Genomic DNA, 14,903 nt, shown 5'->3' with positions numbered 1-14,903 from the left:
GTCACGCATGGGCACAGCACCCCGGCACGGGGACGACGAGCGCCAGCGAGGAGGACTCGTGACCACGGCGACCAGGGCGTACGTCTCCCGGCTCGCCGGGCTGCCCGTCTTCGACCCCAACGGCGACCGCGTCGGCAAGGTCCGCGACGTGGTCGTGGCGCTGCGGGTGGGGACGGCGCCGCCGCGCGTGCTGGGCCTGGTCGTCGAGGTGGTCGCCCGCCGCCGCATCTTCGTGCCGATGGGCCGGGTGACCACGCTGGACCCCGGCTCGGTCGTGCTCTCCACCGGCACCCTGAACCTCAAGCGCTTCGAGCAGCGACGCGGCGAGACGCTGGTGCTCGGCGAGCTGCTCGACCGCCGGGTGCAGATCGCGGAGTCCGGCCGGCCGGCCACCGTCGTCGACGCCGGCATCGAGCAGAACCGCACCGGCGACTGGGTGCTCTCCCGGCTCGCCGTGCAGGAGCCCGGGCGGCTGGGCCGGCGGGGGCAGCTGCACCAGCTGGCCTGGGACGAGGTGACCGGGCTGGCCCTGCCGCAGACCGGGCAGGGCGCCGAGACGCTGATCGCCACCTACCGCGAGCTCAACGCCGCCGACGTCGCCCACGCGCTGCAGGACCTGCCGATCCAGCGGCGGCACGAGGTCGCCGAGGCCCTCGACGACGAGCGGCTGGCCGACGTGCTCGGCGAGCTGCCCGAGGCCGACCAGATCACCATTCTCGGCACGCTGGAGGAGAAGCGGGCGGCCGACGTCCTGGAGGTCATGGACCCCGACGACGCGGCGGACCTGCTGGCCGAGCTGTCCAACGTCGACCGCAACCGGCTGCTGGAGCTCATGGAGCCCGACGAGGCCGAGCCGGTGCGCCAGCTGCTGCAGTACACCGAGGACACCGCCGGCGGGATCATGACCAGCGAGCCGGTGATCCTCACCCCGGACGCCACCATCGCCGAGGCGCTGGCCCGGGTGCGCGAGCCCGAGCTGTCCCCGGCGCTGGCCAGCCAGGTGTACGTCTGCCGGCCGCCGTCGGCCACCCCGACCGGGCGCTACCTGGGCCTGGCGCACATCCAGCGGCTGCTGCGCACCCCGCCGTCCACGCTGGTCAGCGGGGTGCTCGACGACCTGGAACCGCTGCGCCCGGAGGCGCCGCTGGCCGAGGTCACCCGCTACTTCGCCACCTACAACCTGGTCGCCGCGCCGGTGGTCGACGCCCAGGGCCGGCTCGTCGGCGCGGTGAGCGTGGACGACGTCCTCGACCACCTGCTGCCCGAGGACTGGCGCGAGCGGGCCCGCCGTGGCTGAGAGCCGCCGGCTCGACGTCCCCCGCGGTGCCCGCGGCTTCGGCAACGTCCTGCGGCTGGACCCCGACGCCGTCGGCCGCTTCGCCGAGGCGATCGCCCGGTTCCTCGGCACCGGCCGCTTCCTCACCGTCCAGACGGTGATCGTCATCGTCTGGATCGCGCTCAACGTCTTCGCCGTCCGGCTGCAGTGGGACCCCTACCCGTTCATCCTGCTCAACCTGGCCTTCTCCACCCAGGCCGCCTACGCCGCGCCGCTCATCCTGCTGGCCCAGAACCGGCAGGCCGACCGCGACCGGGTGCAGGCCGAGGAGGACCGGGCGCGGGCGGCCCAGACCCGCGCGGACACCGAGTACCTGGCCCGCGAGCTGGCCGCGCTGCGGGTCGCCATCGGCGAGCTCGCGACCCGCGACTTCATCCGCGGCGAGCTCAACCGGCTGACCGAGGAGACCCCCGAGGACGCCGAGCGGCGGGAGCGGAAGGCGCGGAAGAAGCGGGAGGCCGCCGCCCGCGAGTGAGAGGACCCCTCTGCCCCCACCGTGGAAGGACCCCGTCCTCCCCACCTCTGGCAGGCTCGGGGCGGGACCCGGGACGGGGCTAGCGGCTGGGTCCTGCAGAGGGGCCGCCCTCTCGCAGCTCGGCGCGGTGGCCTGGGAGGGGTCCTCCCTCAGCCGGCGAGGCGGGCCGCGGCGCGGTCCAGCCGTCCGGTCACCGGGCGGGGCGTGGTGGCGGCGGCCAGCCCCTGGGTGGGCAGGTCGACGTAGACGCTCTCCGCCCGCGCGACCTCGTAGGTCTCGTGCCAGATGCCGACCGCACCCGGGATCCGGCGGGCCCGCCGGTTGAACGCGGTCCACGCGGGCCGGTGTCCGGCACCGGTGTCGGTGGCGTAGCGGTAGAGGTCCTCGGGGCGGCGCCAGTACTGCACCACCAGGGGACCGTCCGGTCCCATCGCCAGCCGGTGCCCCAGGAAGCCCGACGCGGGGTCGGCCGCGAGCTCCCGGAGCATCCGCGGCATGGCGAGGAACACCGGCAACCAGGCGTCCAGCCGCCACGGCCGGTTGATGCGCATGCCGATCAGGAAAACGGTGAGGTCCCCCTCGTGCGTGTGGGTCCAGCGGCCCCGGGCGATGCGTGCCATGCCGTCCTCCTGGTTGGATAGTGCGAGTACCCAACACTAGAGAGTGTCACTATCCAATGTCGAGGGGAGCGCGTGCAGATCTCCGAGCTGGCCCGCCGGGCCGGCGTCCCGGTGGCGACGGTGAAGTACTACCTGCGGGAGGGGCTCGTGCCGGCGGGCGAGCTGACCGGTGCGACCCGGGCGCGGTACGGCGAGGAGCACCTGGAGCGGCTGCGGCTGGTGCGCGCCCTGCTCGGCCCCGGCGGCCTCTCCGTGGCGCGGGCGCGCGCCGTGCTGGCCGCCGTCGACACCCCGGACACCTCGGTGCACGCGGCCCTGGGCGCCGCCCACCGGGCGCTGCCCGGGGTAGGGCCCGAGGGGACGGCCGACCTCGAGCAGGCCCGCGCCGTCCTGCGGCGCCGAGGGTGGCGGGTGGCCGAGGACTCCCCCGCCCTCGTCGCGCTGGCCGCCGCCCTCGAGGCTCTGCGCGCCGCCGGCGCGGCCCCGACCGACGAGCTGCTGGACCGCTACGCCGAGGCCGCCGGCCGGATCGGTGAGCAGGACGTCGCCGACGTGCCGACCGGCTCCGTGGCCGAGGCCGTCCGCTTCGTGGTGGTCAACACCGTGCTGCTCGAGCCGGTGCTGCTGGCGCTGCGCCGGCTGGCCCAGGAGGACGCCTCCCGCCGCCGGTTCCCCGGCGACTGCTGAGGGCTCAGCCGAGCAGTGCGGCCAGGACGTCGAGGCCCCGGCCGGCCAGCCAGGTCGCGGGTGCCAGCAGCACCAGCGCCCACAGCCGGGTGCGGCCGTTGCAGCCGGCTCCAGCCGAAGCCGAGGACCAGCGCCGCTCACGCGTGGTACGCCGCGGAGAACGCCGCCGAGCGGGTCGCTGCGGCGCGCACGGTCGGAGCCGCCCCACCGAGCAGCGCGACGGCGAGCACCCAGGCCGCCGGGTGGCTGGCGAGGTCGGCGGCCCAGCGCAGGCCGGACTCGTCGGCGGCCTTGGCGAGCGCCCCGGCGACCGGGCCGAGCGCCACGCAGGCCGGCAGGACCGGGGCGGACACGCGGTCACGGGTCGGCTGCACGCCGCCCCTCCTGCGCGGCACCCGCCGACCCGGCCGCCTGCCGCGCCGGGTCAGCCGGCGAGGACGTGCACCAGCGCCCCGGTCGCCCCGGCCAGCACCAGGACGACGATGAACGGCGCCCGCAGCGCCAGCGCGAGCGCGGCGACCGCCAGCCCGGCCAGCCGCCCGTCGACCACCAGGTCCGGACCGGAGGTCGCCGCCTGGACGGCGACCAGCGCGGCCAGCAGCGCCGCCGGGACGAACTCCACGACGCGGGTGACCCACGGGTGCTCGACCCAGGCCGCCGGCACGGACAGGCCGGCCAGCTTCAGCAGGTAACAGCCCACGGCCGCGACCAGGACGACCGTCCACAGCGACCCGCCGCTCACGAGTCCTCCTCGCCGGCGCTCGTCGGCCGCGTCCGCGGGGCTGCGCCGTCCTCGGGCGGGCTCCCGAGCTCGCCCGCCTGGACCACCTCCTCGCGACGCGGCCGGCCCGCCAGCGCCACGGCGACGACGGCCGCCACCACCTGCACACCGGCCGGCACCACCGAGGTGAGCAGGAGCGCGACGACCGCCCCGCCGACGGCGACCCGTCGCTGCACCGCCGCCTCCGGGAACGTGCGCTGCAGCCGGGGCCACAGCAGCGCGAGGAACGCGGCCGGGACGACGGCGTCCAGCGCGGCCTGGGCCGTGCCCCCGAGTCCGGAGGCGCCGAGTGCGCCGAGCACCGTGGTCAGGTTCCAGCCGACGTAGATGGTCGCCCCGGTGGCCCAGAACGCCAGCCGTCCCAGCTCGCGGTCCGGGGCGGCGACGGCCATCGCGGTGGTCTCGTCGATCACCCAGTGCGCGGCGCCGACCCGGCGGAGCACGCCGCGGGGGGCGAGCAGCGGGGCCAGCCGCACCCCGTAGACGGTGTTGCGGGTGCCCAGCAGCAGGGCGCTGCCGATGGCGGCGAGCCCGCTCCCTCCGGCGCCCAGGACCCCGACCAGGGCGAACTGGGAAGCGCCGGTGAACATCAGCGCGGAGAGCACCAGCGCCTGCCAGACGTCGAGGCCGGCGGCGTCCGCGGCGGCGCCGAAGGCCACCCCGTAGAGGCCCACCGCCAGGCCCAGCCCGACGGCGTCGCGGAGGGTGGCGGTGCGGGCAGCGGACACGGCAGCGAGGCTAGCCAGGCAGCCGTGCCGGCCCCGCACCCCTCCGAGGAGGTGCACCGGAGCGGCTGACGGTGCAGGCCGACGCGCAGCTCCACCGCGCCGAGGTCACCCGCAACGCCGTGTGCGGCGGCCCGTGCACGCCGGTACCGGTGGGCTGACCGCCCGGCTGAGCAGTAGATCACCCTCCGCGCGACGGCCGACCCGCGCGACGGCCGTACAGTGGCAGCAGGCCCGTGAACGCAGGTCACCGCCGCTCCTCGGCGGACCGGACCGGGTCCCCCGTCGAAGGAGACAGACGCACAGATGTCCGCCCCGCTGACCGGCGCGCCGGCGCTCGACGCCGTCAACGCCGCACTGGCCACCGTCCAGGACCCGGAGATCAACCGCCCGCTCCCCGAGCTCGGCATGGTCAAGGACGTCCAGATCGCCGACGACGGCACCGTCCGCGTCGAGGTCTACCTCACCGTCTCCGGCTGCCCGATGCGCGAGACGATCACCAACCGGGTCACCCAGGCCGTGTCCGCCGTCCCCGGTGTCACCTCGGTGCAGGTCGGCCTGGACGTGATGAACGACGAGCAGCGCGCCGAGCTGCGCAAGACGGTGCGCGGCACCGACGCCCCGGAGCCGGTCATCCCGTTCGCCCAGCCCGGCTCGCTGACCCGCGTGTACGCCGTCGCCTCGGGCAAGGGCGGCGTCGGCAAGTCGTCGGTCACGGTGAACCTGGCCGCCGCGCTGGCGAAGAAGGGCCTGTCGGTGGGCGTCGTGGACGCCGACATCTACGGCCACTCGGTGCCGCGGATGCTCGGCGTCGACGACAAGCCGACCCAGGTCGACAACATGATCATGCCGCCGCAGGCCTACGGCGTGAAGGTCATCTCGATCGGCATGTTCACCCCGGGCAACACCCCCGTGGTGTGGCGCGGGCCGATGCTGCACCGCGCGCTGCAGCAGTTCCTCGCCGACGTGTGGTGGGGCGACCTCGACGTCCTGCTGCTCGACCTGCCGCCCGGTACCGGCGACGTGGCGATCTCCATCGCCCAGCTGCTGCCCAACGCCGAGATCCTCGTGGTGACGACGCCGCAGCTGGCCGCCGCCGAGGTCGCCGAGCGGGCCGGCGCGATCGCCACGCAGACCCACCAGCAGGTGGTCGGCGTCATCGAGAACATGTCCTGGCTGGACCTGCCCGACGGCGGCCGCATGGAGGTCTTCGGCTCCGGCGGCGGCGAGGCGGTCTCCGACGCGCTCACCCGCACCCTCGGTGCCCGGGTGCCGCTGCTGGGCCAGATCCCGCTGGACACCCGGGTCCGCGAGGCCGGGGACGCCGGTGCACCGGTGGTGCTGGCCGACCCCGCGTCCTCCGCGGCGCAGGCGCTGGCCAGGATCGCCGACGGCCTGGCCACCCGCCAGCGCGGCCTGTCGGGCATGTCGCTGGGGCTCACCCCGGTCCGCCACTGAGCTGACCCGGGAAGAGGCCGGTCCCCGTTCTCGGGGGCCGGCCTCTCCGCTGTCTCCTGCGGTGTCCCCCGCGCTCCTGCGGCGGTGCAGCGCCGCGGGAGCGACTGCTGGACCGCGAGAGGCAGGAACTACGTCGCGTCGGGGTCGAACGGGGGCGGGGCGGAGTGGTCCCGCGTGCGCGCGGCGGCGGCCGCCACCGTGGTCGCGGCCGTGGCCCCGGCGGCCGGCCGCGGCGCGTCGTCGTCGGCGAGCAGCTGGTTTTTGATGAAGGTCCGCGGGTGGTACTGCCGCAGGTCGAGGTCGCGCAGCTTGGCGAGGTCGTCGCCCAGCGACTCGTCGACCTGGGCCCGGACCCCGGTGATCGCCGTCCGCACCTTCTTCAGCCCGGCGGCGGCGTCCTTGGCGAGGTCGGGCAGCCGGTCGGGCCCGAAGATGAACAGCGCGGCGAGCGCGAGGACGATGATCTCGCCCCAGCCGATCGAGTCGAACACGCGCCAGCTCCTCTCCTCGTGCGCCCGGTCCGGCCGTCGCGCGTGTCCAGCGTAGGCAGCGCGCCCGCCACGGTCAGTGCCCCGATGAGGGGGGGTCCCTCTCCTCAGGCCTCGTCGAGCGTGGCCTCGACCGTCGTCGACGACCCGTCCCGCACCAGCTCCAGGTTGATCGTCTCCCCCGGCTCGTGGGAGTCCACCGCCACGACCAGCTCCTCGGAGCTGCCGACCGGCTCGCCGTCGACGGCGATGACGACGTCCTGCTCGCGGATGCCGGCCTCGGCCGCGGCGCTGCCCGGCTCCACGTTGACCACGAGCGCGCCGTCGCGGGTGCCGTCGGTGACCGAACGGGCGTTGACCCCGAGCGCGGCGTGCACCGCGCGACCGGTGCCGATGAGCTGCTCGGCGATGTCGCGCACGGTGTCGACCGGGATGGCGAAGCCGAGGCCGACGCTGCCGCCACCCAGCGACGCGATGGCGGTGTTGATGCCGATGACCTCGCCGGCGCCGTTGACCAGCGCGCCGCCGGAGTTGCCGGGGTTGATCGGGGCGTCGGTCTGCACCGCGCTGATCACCGCGTTGGTGTCGCTGCCCTCGCCGGCCAGCCGGACGGGCCGCTCGAGCGCGCTGACGATGCCGCTGGTGACCGTGCTGGCCAGGCCCAGCGGGGAGCCGATCGCGACCACCGGGTCGCCGACGACGACGTCGCCGGAGTTGCCGAGGGCGGCGGTCAGCAGGCCGGGCTTCTCCACCTTGAGGACGGCGAGGTCGCTGGCCGGGTCGCGGCCGACGATGCGGGCCGCCGAGCCGCTGCCGTCGGAGAAGACCGCGCGGATCTCGGCGCCCTCGACGCCGTCGGCGCCGGAGATGACGTGGTTGTTGGTGACGATGTAGCCGTTCGCGCCGTCGATGACGACCCCGGACCCGGTGGCGCCGGCCTCGCCGATGCGGACCTCGACCGAGACGACCGCCGGGGTCACCCGCGAGGCGATGTCGGACACCGAGCCCGGCTCCCGCGCGATCCCCTCGTCGGTCTCGTTGAGCTGGGTGCCCGGTGCCAGCAGCGGCGACTCGTCGGCGGTGCGGGTCAGCCAGTAGCCGGACGCACCCCCCACCAGGCCGGTCAGCAGCACGGCGAGCAGGGCGAGCACCGACAGCCGGATCGACACGTCGGCCAGCCGCAGCCGACGGCGTCCCCGGCCGTCGACGACGACCGGGCCGGCCTGCTGCTCGGGCTCCTCGAACACCGCCGGACCGGTGAGGCCGGCCGGGGCGTGCGGGTCGCGCCAGGGGTCGGAGCGGGCGTCGGGCTTCCACCACGGCCCGGTGGCGGTGCGGCGGCGCCCGGGCCGGCCGCCGGGCGGCTCCTGCAGGCCGCGCTGGCCGGCCCCGGGGGCGAAGGCGCGCAGCACGGCCTCCGGCGGCGGGGGCGGCAGCGGGCGGGGTGGCACGACCGGGCGCTCGCCGGCGAAGCCGTCCTGCACCGTGGCGGGCCGCCCGAAGGCGGCCTGCTGGGCGGGGCTGGGCGCGGGCGGGCGGGGCGGGGCGGGCTGCGCACGAGCGGGCGGGTCGAAGCCGCCGACGCCGTCCCGGGGGCGCGCGAACGCCTCGTCCGGCAGCTGTGCCGCCTGGTCGGGACGGCCGTCGGCGGTGTGCGGGGTCTTCGGCTCGGGGTCCAACGGATCTCCCGACGGGGTGCCGGCGCGGCTGGTCAGGGCGTCCCGCCCGGGCTCACCGAGGGCTGGACGGCGGTGCCGACGGTCGTCGCGCGCACGACCGGCGGGACGATCTCGGTGCGCTCCTCGAACGTGGCCCCGGCCACCTGCTCCGGGGACGGGCGGACGCCGTCGGAGCTGCCGGCCGGGAGGTTCAGCGCCAGCGCGGTCACGCCCACGCCCAGGACGCCGAGCGCCCCGGTGAAGCCGCGGCGCAGCCAGCGGGCGTGGCCGGGCCGCTCGTGGCCGGCCGGCGTCGGGGCCAGCGGCACCGCCCACGAGCCGGTGCTGCCGCTGACGGTGAGCTGGCCGGGGCCGGCGCTCAGCGCGCCCAGCCCGCTGCCGGGGCCCGGCACGTCGGCGGTGAACGGGATGGCGCGCAGCCGGGACAGCAGGTCGCCGGGGACGGCGACGTCCGCGGAGGCGTGCAGCGCCTCCTTGGCCTCCCGCTGCGCCTGCACCGCCATGCGGCACTGGGCGCAGCCGGTCAGGTGGCGGGCCGCGCGGGCGGCGGGACCACCGGCCAGCTCGCCGTCCACGAGGGCGGCGATGGCCTCCTGGGCCAGGTGGCTCTCCGGGATGTTCACCCCACGCTCCCCTCCGCGACGGCGTCCCGGGTGGTCGCCGGCCGGCGCGGGGCCAGGTGCGCGAGCGCCTCGCGCAGCTGGACGCGGCCGCGGTGGATGCGGCTGCGCACCGTGCCGAGCTTGATGCCAAGGGTCGCCGCGATCTCCTCGTAGGTCAGTCCCTCGATGTCGCAGAGGACGACGGCGACGCGGAACTCCGGGGAGAGCGCGTCGAGCGCGGCCTGCACCTGCGGGTCGAGGTGGGTGTCGGAGTACACCTGCTCCGGGCTGGGCGCCGTCCCGGGCAGGCGCTCGGTGTCCTCCGGCAGGGCGTCGAACCGGATCCGCTGCCGGCGACGCACCATGTCGAGGAAGAGGTTGGTGGTGATGCGGTGCAGCCAGCCCTCGAAGGTGCCGGGCGAGAAGTCGGCGAGCGAGCGGAAGACCCGGACGAAGGTCTCCTGGGTCAGGTCCTCGGCGTCCTGCGGGTTGCCCGAGAGGCGGTAGGCCAGCCGGTACACGCGGGCGGAGTGGTCGCGCACGACCTGCTCCCAGGTCGGGGCGACCCACGCCTCGGTCACGGGGGCGGGGTCGGCGGCGTCGGACACGGTCCCAGGATCGCAGACCGGAGCCGTCGTCGACCCCCCGACGTCGGTGGGTCGGGCGGGGGCGGCTCTCTCAGGGCGCACGACAGGTCCAACGGGCCGGGAGCCGGGCGGTGTTCCCGTTCACAGGGAGCTCACAGCTGCGCGCGCGGCCCGGCGCGGGCCGCCCCGGCCACTACCCTCGGCCGGTGATGAGCGCCGCGACGACGACGGGCAGGCGAGCGTCGCAGCCGGCGCCGGTGAGCGAGCAGCGGAACGAGCCGGGGGTCGAGCAGTGACCATCGCGGCACCCGGACCGGGGAGGGACGGCGCGGCCTACGCCGACCGCTTCGCCGCCGAGACGCCCGCACTGGTGTCGGCCCGGTCCCGCGCGGCGGGGCTGGCCGGCGCGCCACTCGTGACACCGGCGGTCGGTGCCACCCTCGCCGTCCTGGCCGCCGGTGCCGCGGCCCGCACGGTGGTCTCCATCGGCAGCGGCGGTGGCATCGCCGGGCTGTGGCTGCTCCAGGGGATGCGGCCCGACGGCGTCCTCACCGTGCTGGACAGCGATGCCGAGGCGCTGCGCGCCACCCGCGGGGCCTTCGCCGAGGCCGGCCACCCGCCCGGGCGAACCCGGATGATCTTCGGCACGACCGGGGAGGTCCTCCCCCGCCTCTCGCCCGGCGCCTACGACATGGTCGTGTGCGCCGGGGCGCCCACCCAGTACGCCGCGCACCTCGGCGCACTGCTCGAGCTGGTCCGGGTCGGCGGCACGGTGGTGTGCCACGGGCTGCTGGACGGCGACCGGATCGCCGACCCCCACGCGCGGGACGACCAGACGACGGCCTGGCGGGACGTCGCCCGCGCCGTCCGCGAGCACGAGGACCTCACCTCCGCCGTCCTACCGATCGGGGCCGGCCTGCTCGTCGCGACCCGCCGCCGCTGAGGGAGGAGGACGCTCCTGCCCCCACCGTGGAAGGACCCCCCACCCTTCGCGAGCTCAGGGCGGTGCCCTGGACGGGCCGCGGCGGGTCCCTGCAGGAGGGCCGGTGCACGCGAACGCACACTCCGCGACCGGCGCCCACGGCCCGCCCAGGTAGCGCCACAGGCCGAGGCCGCGTGCGCCGACCCGGTGCGGCACGAACCCGGCGGCCAGCCGGTCGCGCAGCGCGCGGGCGACCGCCGGCTCGACCTTGTTCTGCACCGTCACGTGCGGCGCGTGCCGCTGCCGGTCCTGCGGGGTCAGCCACGGCTCCCAGGCCGCGGCCAGCCCGGCGCGCAGCGCGGTCAGCTCCGGGGCGTCGAGCGTGTAGGCCACGCCCCGGCCGAGCAGTCGCAGGCCGGTGACGGCGACGCCGAAGGCCGGCCGGCGCGCCGCGTCGGCGAGGTCGCCGGCCACCGCGTCGGCCTGCTCGCCGGGCAGCGCGTGGAACAGCGTGACGTGCGCGCGGAGGTGGTTGCGCTCGGCCGGGAAGTGCGCCGCGCGCAGCCGGTCGAACCGCTCCTGGGCCTCGGGCTCCAGGAGCAGCGTGACGATCAGTGGTGAGGTGCTGGAACGGCCCTCGTGCAGGGGCCCGGCCCGAGCGGAGCGAGGGTCGGGGGGAAACAGGACCCCGTCCCCCTCACCCCTCGCAGGCTCGGGGCGAGCCTCTGGACGGGGCCGCTCACCGATGGGCGCGGGCACCCTTGCCGAGGACCGTCACGCCGCCGGAGCTGACGTGGTAGCGCTCGCGGTCGGTGGCGAGGTCGACCCCGATGCGGGTCCAGTCCGGGACGACGACGTTCTTGTCCAGGATCGCCCGCCGGACGTAGGCGCCCTCGCCCACGTACACGCCGTCCATCAGCACGCTGTCCTCGACCCGGGCACCGCGCTCGACCCGCACCCCCGGCGAGACGACGGAGTTGTGCACCGAGCCGCCGCCGATGATCGCGCCGGCGCTGACCATCGACTCCTCGGCCCGCCCGCCGAGCACGAACTTCGCGGGCGGCTGCTGCGGCGGCAGGGTGAGGATCGGCCAGCGGTCGTTGTAGAGGTTGAACACCGGGGTGACCGACACCAGGTCCATGTGCGCGTCGAAGTAGGAGTCGATCGTCCCGACGTCGCGCCAGTAGCCCTGGTCGCGTTCGGTGGCCCCGGGGACGACGTTGGTCGAGAAGTCGTAGACCCAGGCGTCGCCGGCCTCGGCGAACATCGGCATGATCGAGCCGCCCATGTCGTGCGCCGAGTTCTCGTCCTCGCCGTCCTTGCGCAGCGCCTCGAGCAGGGCGTCGGTGCTGAACACGTAGTTGCCCATGGAGGCGAAGCTCTCCTCGGGCGAGTCCGGCAGCCCCGGCGGGTCGGCCGGCTTCTCCAGGAAGCCGCGCACCCGGCCCTCGGCGTCGGCGTCGATGACGCCGAACTCGGTGGCCTCGTGACGGGGGACCCGCAGCCCGGCGATGGTCACCCCCGCGCCGGTCCGCAGGTGCTGGTCGATCATCTGCGCCGGGTCCATCCGGTACACGTGGTCGGCGCCGAAGACGACGACGATGTCCGGCCGCGCGTCGTAGATCAGGTTGAGGCTCTGCAGGATCGCGTCGGCGCTGCCGGTGTACCAGCGCGGGCCGAGCCGCTGCTGCGCCGGCACCGGGGTGATGTAGTTCCCGAGCATCTGCGACAGCCGCCACGTCGTGGTGATGTGCCGGTCGAGGCTGTGGCTCTTGTACTGGGTGAGCACCGCGATCTGCCGGATCTCGGCGTTCACCAGGTTGGACAGGACGAAGTCGATGAGCCGGTAGTTGCCGCCGAAGGGCACCGCCGGCTTGGCCCGGTCCTGCGTCAGGGGGGCCAACCGCTTGCCCTCACCGCCGGCCAGGACGATGCCGAGAACCCGAGGACCGCCACGCATGGGTCGCAACGTATCCGCTGTTCGCCGCGGGCGCTGCAGAACTGCGCGCCCGGTCCCGTCCCGGGCACCGCTGCGAGCTCGCGACGGGCGGGGAGGACGGGGTCCTTCTAGGGTGACCTGCGTGCGCATCGGCATGGTGACCCGGGAGTGGCCGCCGGACGTCTACGGCGGCGCAGGCGTGCACGTGGAGCACCTCGCGGCGGCGCTGCGCGCGCTGCCGGACGGGCCCGACCTCCACGTCCACTGCTTCGGCGGACCGCGGGCGGACGCGACGGGGCACGAGGTCCCCGCCGGGCTGCAGGGCGCCAACGGCGCACTCCAGGCGCTCGGGGTGGACGTCGAGATCGCCGGGGCGCTGGCCGGCGTGGACCTGGTGCACAGCCACACCTGGTACGCCAACGGTGCGGGCCTGTTCGCCTCGCTGGTGCACGGCACCCCGCACGTGGTGACGGCGCACTCCCTGGAACCGCGCCGGCCGTGGAAGGCCGACCAGCTGGGCGGGGGCTACCGGCTGTCCTCCTGGGTGGAGCGCACCGCCTACCTCGCCGCCGACGGCGTGGTCGCGGTCAGCCACGGCATGCGCGCCGACGTGCTCGACGCCTATCCCGACCTCGACCCGGCCCGCGTGCACGTCGTCGGCAACGGGGTGGACGCCGAGGCCTACCGGCCGGTGCACGACCCCGACGTCGTCCGCTCGCTCGGCGTGGACCCCGACCGGCCCTACGCGCTGTTCGTCGGCCGGATCACCCGGCAGAAGGGCGTCGTCCACCTGCTGCGGGCGGCCGAGCAGCTGCCTGACGACGCCGGACTGGTGCTGTGCGCCGGCGCCGCCGACACCCCGGCCGAGCGGCAGCAGGTCGCCGACGCGGTCGCCGAGCTGCAGTCCCGGCGGGGCGGCGTGGTGTGGATCGAGGCGATGCTGCCGCGCGAGCAGCTCGTACCGCTGATCACCGGCGCGACGGTGTTCGTCGTGCCCTCGGTGTACGAGCCGCTGGGCATCGTGAACCTGGAGGCCGCCGCGTGCGGCACCGCCGTCGTCGCCAGCGCCGTGGGCGGCATCCCCGAGGTGGTCGCCGACGGCCGGACCGGCCTGCTTGTCCCCTACGACCCCGACGACGCCGCCGCCTTCGAGGCGGGCCTCGCCGAGCGGGTGACCGAGCTGCTGCACGACCCGGAACGGGCCACCCGCATGGGCGCCGCGGGTCGCGAGCGGGTGCTGGCCGAGTTCGGCTGGCCGGCGATCGCGCGGCAGACGGTGGACGTCTACGCCGCGGTCGTCGCCGCCCGGGGCTGAAGGAGGACCACCCTCCTCCCCACGCCTCGTCGGAGGACCCCGTCCTCCCCACCCCGCCGCAGGCTCGAGGCCGGACCCGAGACGGGGCCAGCGGGGCCCCTGCAGGGTGGCCGTTCCCGTACGTCACCGAGCTCGTGGCGGGCCCCTGCGGGGGGCCACGGACCTCCCGGGATGATCGGGCCCCGACGAGCCACCGGGGCCACGTCGGGAGGGAGCACCGTTGTCGCAGGCCGTCGCGCCCGTCGTCCAGGTCGGGCTGGTCGCCGCCCCTGGCGCACCGGCCGAGCTGGCCGGCTGGCTGGCCGGGGAACTGGGCACCGAGCTGGCCGCGGCGCACCCGCAGGTGCGCTGGGAGGTCCGGGCGGTCGAGGACGGGCTGGTGCAGCCCCCGGCCGACGACGACGAGATCGTCGCGGCTACCCGACGGCGGCTGCTCGCCGAGGACTGGGACCTGGCCGTGGCCCTCACCGACGTCCCGCTGGAGGTCGACCGGCGGCCGGTGGTCGGCTCGGCCAGCCCGGTGCACGGCGTCGCGCTGCTGTCGCTGCCGGCGCTCGGCGCGGTCGGGCTGCGCAAGCGGGCACTGCAGACCGCGCTCGGGCTGGTGCGCACCCTGCTCGGCACCCCGGAGGACGCCGACGCCGACGACCACGCCGCGATGGGACGGCGGCTGCGGGAGCTGGCCACCGACCCGGCCGACGCCACCGCGGGCGTGGCCTTCACCGCCCGCGTGCTGACCGGCAACCTGCGGCTGCTGCTCGGGATGGTGCGGGCCAACCGGCCGTGGCGCCTGGCGGTGCGGCTGTCCCGGGCGCTCACCGCGGCCATCGCGGCCGGCGTCTTCGCCCTCATCACCGCCGACATCTGGCGGCTGGCTGACAACTCCGGCTGGCCACGGCTGACCGTCGTCGCCGTCGGCTCGGTGGTGGCCGTCGTGGTCACGCTCGTGGTCGGGGCGCAGCTGTGGGAGCGACCGCGCTCTCCCCGGGTGCGCAAGCAGGTCCTGCTGTTCAACGTGGCGACCACCGCGACCGTCGTCATCGGCGTCCTCACCCTCTACGCGGTGCTCTTCGTCCTCGCCCTCGTCGGCGCGCTGCTGCTGGTCGTCGAGCCGCTGTTCACCGAGGGGCTGGGACACCCGGCGTCCCTGTCGGACTACCTGGAGCTGGCCTGGCTCACCTGCTCGCTGGCGACGGTGGGCGGCGCGCTCGGGGCCGGGCTGGAGTCCGACGACGCGGTGCGGGAGGCCGCCTACACCTACCGGTCGGAGCAGCCGGCGCACTGATCCG

At 75.9% G+C, this 14,903-nt stretch carries 17 protein-coding genes; 7 read left to right on the top strand and 10 right to left on the bottom strand.

Going from position 1 to position 14,903, the window contains the following annotated elements; all coding sequences use genetic code 11:
- Positions 1-58 precede the first annotated feature (58 nt).
- Together GOBS_RS05635 and GOBS_RS05630 are read left to right on the top strand one after the other, a co-directional pair.
- Positions 59-1,297 (top strand): magnesium transporter MgtE N-terminal domain-containing protein, encoded by a 1,239-nt coding sequence (locus tag GOBS_RS05635; RefSeq protein ID WP_012947334.1) that lies wholly within the window; start codon positions 59-61, stop codon positions 1,295-1,297.
- Entirely contained in the window at positions 1,290-1,811 is a 522-nt protein-coding gene (locus GOBS_RS05630) for a DUF1003 domain-containing protein (protein WP_012947333.1), read from the top strand. Before GOBS_RS05635 ends, GOBS_RS05630 begins: the two co-directional genes overlap by 8 nt.
- Before the next feature lie 149 nt (positions 1,812-1,960).
- Here GOBS_RS05630 and GOBS_RS05625 read toward each other — a convergent pair whose 3' ends face one another.
- The gene (locus GOBS_RS05625; protein WP_012947332.1) at positions 1,961-2,431 is read right to left on the bottom strand and encodes a DUF4188 domain-containing protein; all 471 of its coding nucleotides are present in this window, start codon (positions 2,429-2,431) and stop codon (positions 1,961-1,963) included.
- 72 nt (positions 2,432-2,503) lie between these two features.
- On the opposite strand from GOBS_RS05625, the gene GOBS_RS05620 reads away from it, so the two are divergent.
- Entirely contained in the window at positions 2,504-3,118 is a 615-nt protein-coding gene (locus GOBS_RS05620) for a MerR family transcriptional regulator (RefSeq protein ID WP_012947331.1), read from the top strand.
- A gap of 137 nt (positions 3,119-3,255) precedes the next feature.
- Here the strand turns inward: GOBS_RS05620 and GOBS_RS05615 are convergent, their stop codons facing one another.
- From GOBS_RS05615 to GOBS_RS05605, 3 genes are read right to left on the bottom strand one after another with little or no spacing between them, the layout of a single operon-like run.
- Positions 3,256-3,492 carry a hypothetical protein gene (locus GOBS_RS05615; protein WP_012947330.1) on the bottom strand — a complete coding sequence of 79 codons (237 nt, stop codon included), beginning with the start codon at positions 3,490-3,492 and terminating at the stop codon, positions 3,256-3,258.
- 50 nt (positions 3,493-3,542) lie between these two features.
- Positions 3,543-3,860: an AzlD domain-containing protein gene (locus GOBS_RS05610; RefSeq protein ID WP_012947329.1), complete on the bottom strand. Its 318-nt coding sequence runs from the start codon at positions 3,858-3,860 to the stop codon at positions 3,543-3,545.
- The gene (locus tag GOBS_RS05605) at positions 3,857-4,627 is read right to left on the bottom strand and encodes an AzlC family ABC transporter permease (RefSeq protein WP_049788539.1); all 771 of its coding nucleotides are present in this window, start codon (positions 4,625-4,627) and stop codon (positions 3,857-3,859) included. Before GOBS_RS05605 ends, GOBS_RS05610 begins: the two co-directional genes overlap by 4 nt.
- A gap of 303 nt (positions 4,628-4,930) precedes the next feature.
- Between GOBS_RS05605 and GOBS_RS05600 the strand changes: the two genes are divergently transcribed.
- Positions 4,931-6,082 carry an Mrp/NBP35 family ATP-binding protein gene (locus GOBS_RS05600; protein ID WP_012947327.1) on the top strand — a complete coding sequence of 384 codons (1,152 nt, stop codon included), beginning with the start codon at positions 4,931-4,933 and terminating at the stop codon, positions 6,080-6,082.
- 128 nt (positions 6,083-6,210) lie between these two features.
- Here the strand turns inward: GOBS_RS05600 and GOBS_RS05595 are convergent, their stop codons facing one another.
- From GOBS_RS05595 to sigE, 4 genes are all read right to left on the bottom strand, one after another.
- On the bottom strand, positions 6,211-6,573 hold the full coding sequence (locus GOBS_RS05595; protein WP_012947326.1) for a twin-arginine translocase TatA/TatE family subunit: 363 nt from the start codon (positions 6,571-6,573) through the stop codon (positions 6,211-6,213).
- Positions 6,574-6,677: 104 nt separating this feature from the next.
- Complete coding sequence (locus tag GOBS_RS05590; protein ID WP_012947325.1) at positions 6,678-8,249, bottom strand: S1C family serine protease; 1,572 nt, start codon at positions 8,247-8,249, stop codon at positions 6,678-6,680.
- Between the two features lie 32 nt (positions 8,250-8,281).
- Positions 8,282-8,872: an anti-sigma factor family protein gene (locus GOBS_RS29210; protein WP_012947324.1), complete on the bottom strand. Its 591-nt coding sequence runs from the start codon at positions 8,870-8,872 to the stop codon at positions 8,282-8,284.
- A complete protein-coding gene (gene sigE / locus GOBS_RS05580; protein ID WP_012947323.1) occupies positions 8,869-9,459 on the bottom strand; it encodes an RNA polymerase sigma factor SigE in 591 nt (196 codons plus the stop codon). Before sigE ends, GOBS_RS29210 begins: the two co-directional genes overlap by 4 nt.
- 271 nt (positions 9,460-9,730) lie before the next feature.
- On the opposite strand from sigE, the gene GOBS_RS05575 reads away from it, so the two are divergent.
- The gene (locus GOBS_RS05575; protein WP_012947322.1) at positions 9,731-10,381 is read left to right on the top strand and encodes an O-methyltransferase; all 651 of its coding nucleotides are present in this window, start codon (positions 9,731-9,733) and stop codon (positions 10,379-10,381) included.
- A 54-nt stretch (positions 10,382-10,435) separates the two neighbouring features.
- Here GOBS_RS05575 and GOBS_RS05570 read toward each other — a convergent pair whose 3' ends face one another.
- Positions 10,436-11,119, bottom strand: a complete 684-nt coding sequence (locus tag GOBS_RS05570; protein ID WP_012947321.1) for a 2'-5' RNA ligase family protein — start codon at positions 11,117-11,119, stop codon at positions 10,436-10,438.
- A complete protein-coding gene (gene glgC / locus GOBS_RS05565) occupies positions 11,100-12,320 on the bottom strand; it encodes a glucose-1-phosphate adenylyltransferase (RefSeq protein WP_012947320.1) in 1,221 nt (406 codons plus the stop codon). The genes GOBS_RS05570 and glgC overlap by 20 nt, the downstream gene beginning before the upstream one ends.
- A 121-nt stretch (positions 12,321-12,441) precedes the next feature.
- Here glgC and glgA point away from each other — a divergent pair, with 121 nt between their 5' ends.
- The gene (gene glgA, locus GOBS_RS05560; RefSeq protein ID WP_041241914.1) at positions 12,442-13,614 is read left to right on the top strand and encodes a glycogen synthase; all 1,173 of its coding nucleotides are present in this window, start codon (positions 12,442-12,444) and stop codon (positions 13,612-13,614) included.
- 220 nt (positions 13,615-13,834) lie between these two features.
- Positions 13,835-14,899 carry a hypothetical protein gene (locus GOBS_RS05555; protein ID WP_012947318.1) on the top strand — a complete coding sequence of 355 codons (1,065 nt, stop codon included), beginning with the start codon at positions 13,835-13,837 and terminating at the stop codon, positions 14,897-14,899.
- The last annotated feature ends 4 nt before the right edge of the window (positions 14,900-14,903 follow it).

The sequence above is a fragment of the Geodermatophilus obscurus DSM 43160 genome (assembly GCF_000025345.1).
In the GTDB taxonomy this organism is placed as follows: domain Bacteria; phylum Actinomycetota; class Actinomycetes; order Mycobacteriales; family Geodermatophilaceae; genus Geodermatophilus; species Geodermatophilus obscurus.
Note: the sequence above shows the minus strand (reverse complement) of the source record. Positions and strands in the feature narration are given on the sequence as shown.

Coding starts and splice junctions, on each gene's coding strand:
- GOBS_RS05625 (WP_012947332.1), bottom strand. CDS start 2,431: ATGGCACGCATCGCCCGGGGCCGCTGGACCCACACGCACGAGGGGGAC.
- GOBS_RS05600 (WP_012947327.1), top strand. CDS start 4,931: ATGTCCGCCCCGCTGACCGGCGCGCCGGCGCTCGACGCCGTCAACGCC.
- glgC (WP_012947320.1), bottom strand. CDS start 12,320: ATGCGTGGCGGTCCTCGGGTTCTCGGCATCGTCCTGGCCGGCGGTGAG.